Origin of the sequence: Actinomyces sp. MRS3W (genome assembly GCF_032465695.1) — a bacterium.
Classification (GTDB): Bacteria; Actinomycetota; Actinomycetes; order Actinomycetales; family Actinomycetaceae; genus Actinomyces.
This window is the reverse complement of record NZ_JAWDJJ010000111.1, coordinates 1-2,485: the sequence shown is the minus strand read 5'-3', so window position 1 is coordinate 2,485 and position 2,485 is coordinate 1. Positions and strand designations below refer to the sequence as shown.

Annotated in this window: 2 protein-coding genes; both read left to right on the top strand. The window is 72.5% G+C overall.

Translation table 11 applies throughout. The features are described from left to right. A partial coding sequence (locus RWX45_RS03570; protein ID WP_316022405.1) for a hypothetical protein occupies positions 1–199 on the top strand: 199 nt, incomplete at its 5' end. Beyond that, positions 196–2,485 (top strand): type VII secretion protein EccCa (eccCa, locus tag RWX45_RS03565; RefSeq protein WP_316022404.1); only part of this gene is annotated, 2,290 nt, incomplete at its 3' end. The genes RWX45_RS03570 and eccCa, both read left to right, overlap by 4 nt.

Here is a 2,485-nt window from a genome sequence, read left to right as displayed (position 1 = left end):
GCTGAACGCCGTCGTCGCCACCCGCCCCGGGCATCCGCTCATCCCCCGCCTGGGCCCGGACGAGACCCTGATCCCCTACGACCCCGCGCTGCGGCGGCCGGGCCCCACGCCCCTGCGGCGTCGCACCGCCGTCGCCTTGGCCTCCCTGGCCGCCCGCGCCGTGGAGGCGGCCGCACAGAACGTACGAGGTGAGGCATGATCCGCACCGTTCACCGTCCCGGGCGCCTGCACCGCCCGCTGGAGCTGCCCGAGCCGGTCAGCGTGCCCGCGCCGCCGCAACTGGCGGACACCGGCGCAGGCCAGGGCTTCCCGTTCCAGATGATGCTGCCCCTGGCGGGGGCGGGCTCATCCATGCTCATGATGACCCTGCTGCGCTCGAACCTGATCTTCGCGATCCTCGGCTCGGTGGTCATGGTCGTGACCATGATCGGTATGCTGGCCGCCACCGTTTCGCGCCGCAACGGTCAGGCGCGTCAACGCCGCGAGCGCCGCGAGCGCTATCTGGACTCGCTCGCGGATGCCGCGGCCGCCCTGGAGGCCACCGCCGCGTACCTGCGTCGACGCGCCTACCGCGCCCACCCGGCACCGCAGGCGCTGGCCGCCTGGGCCGTCTCCCCCGAGCGGCGCTGGGAGCGGCGGCGGGCCGATGCCGACTTCCTGCGCCTGCGTCTGGGCACCGCCGACCTGCCTCATCCGCTTGCGGCCATGCCCCGCTCCGACGCCATCGCCCAGGCCGATCCCCTGCTGGTGCGGGAGGCGCGGTCCCTGGTGGACAACTACGCGGTGCAGTACGCCATGCCCGCCACCATCGATCTCGACGCCGCCGGTGAGGTGTCGCTGATCGGCCCCCGGGAGGCCATCCGCGCCTTGGCCCGCACCCTGCTGGTGCAGGCTGCGGTGCATCATGCCCCGGAGGATCTGCATATGGCGCTCGCCTATGACGAGTCCGCGGCGGATGTGTGGGACTGTGTTTCCCGGCTCCCCCACCTGCGCATTCACGGTGCCTTCGACGGTCCGGTGGCCATGCGCCGGGTGGGAGCGGACCAGCAGGACCTGGAGCGGGTGCTGCGTCCCGAGATCGCTGCCGCTGCGAAGGCCGCCGCCCAGGTGGCGCGCATCGGTACGGGCGGAGCGCAGCGGCGTCGTGCTCGTCTGCTCGCCGTCGTCGACGCCGAGGGTCCCGCCCAGTCATTGGCAATTGCCGACGCCTCCCTGCGGGCACAGGACGTGGGGGCCACCGTCCTGCACCTGGTCACCGATCGTCTGGACGAGCCCTCCGACCCGTCGCTGCGGCTGACGGTGCAGGGCGACGGCACGGTGTTGGTGGAGGACCTGCGGCCGGTCACCGACGCGTCGGGCAGGATCGACCACGACGCCGCACCGCCCTCGCCCACCGTGGTGACCGCCGACGAGCTGGGTCCGGCGGCCGCGGAGGGCGTGTGCCGGGCCCTGGCGCCGCTCTCCCTGGGGGCGGCCGCCGAGCGAGAGGTGGAGGACGCCTCCGCCACCTCGCTGGCGGATCTGCTCGGGGTGGACGATCCCCGGAGCATCGATGTGTCCGCCACCTGGCGGCCCCGCTCGGCGCGCGATTTCCTGCGGGTGCCGCTGGGCACCGACGACAACCATGAACTGGTGCTGCTGGACCTGAAGGAGTCCGCCCAGCTGGGGGTCGGACCGCACGGGCTGTGCGTGGGCGCTACCGGTTCGGGCAAGTCGGAGCTGCTGCGCACCCTGGTGACGGCGCTGGCCGTCGGCCACGGCCCGGAGGACCTGTCCATGATTCTGGTGGACTACAAGGGCGGAGCGGCCTTCGCTCCCTTCGCCTCACTGCCGCACGTGGTGGGGCTGATGGACAACCTGGCCGACGACGCCGGGCTGATCGAGCGGGCGCGCGCATCGATCGCCGGTGAGGTGGTGCGTCGGCAGAAGCAGTTGCGGGACGCCGGCTCCTCCCCCGACATCGCCCACTACCGGCGGCTGCGCGAGGAGCATCCGGAGCTGGCGCCCATGCCGCACCTGTTCGTCATCATCGACGAGTTCGGGGAACTGCTGACGGCGAATCCTGACTTCGTGGACCTGCTGCTGACGATCGGGCGCATCGGCCGGTCCATCGGCGTGCACCTGTTGCTGTCCAGCCAGCGCATCGAGGGCGGCAAACTGCGCGGCCTGGACACCTACCTGTCCTACCGGATCTGCCTGCGCACCTTCACCGAGGGCGAGTCCTCCACGGTGATCGGGGTGCCGGACGCGTTCCACCTGCCCGCCTCCCCCGGGTACGGGTACCTGAAGGTGGACACCAGTGTTTTCACACGCTTCCGTGCCGGCTATGTCTCCGGGCCGGTGGAGGAGGTGGACGCCGAGCCGGCCCCCGCCGAACGCGACGAGCAGGTGCCGCTGCTGCTGCCGGTGCACAACGGCCTGGAGGCCGAGGAGCCGGCGGCGGCCCAGACCGTCATCCCGGAGGGGCACACCACCCGGACAACGG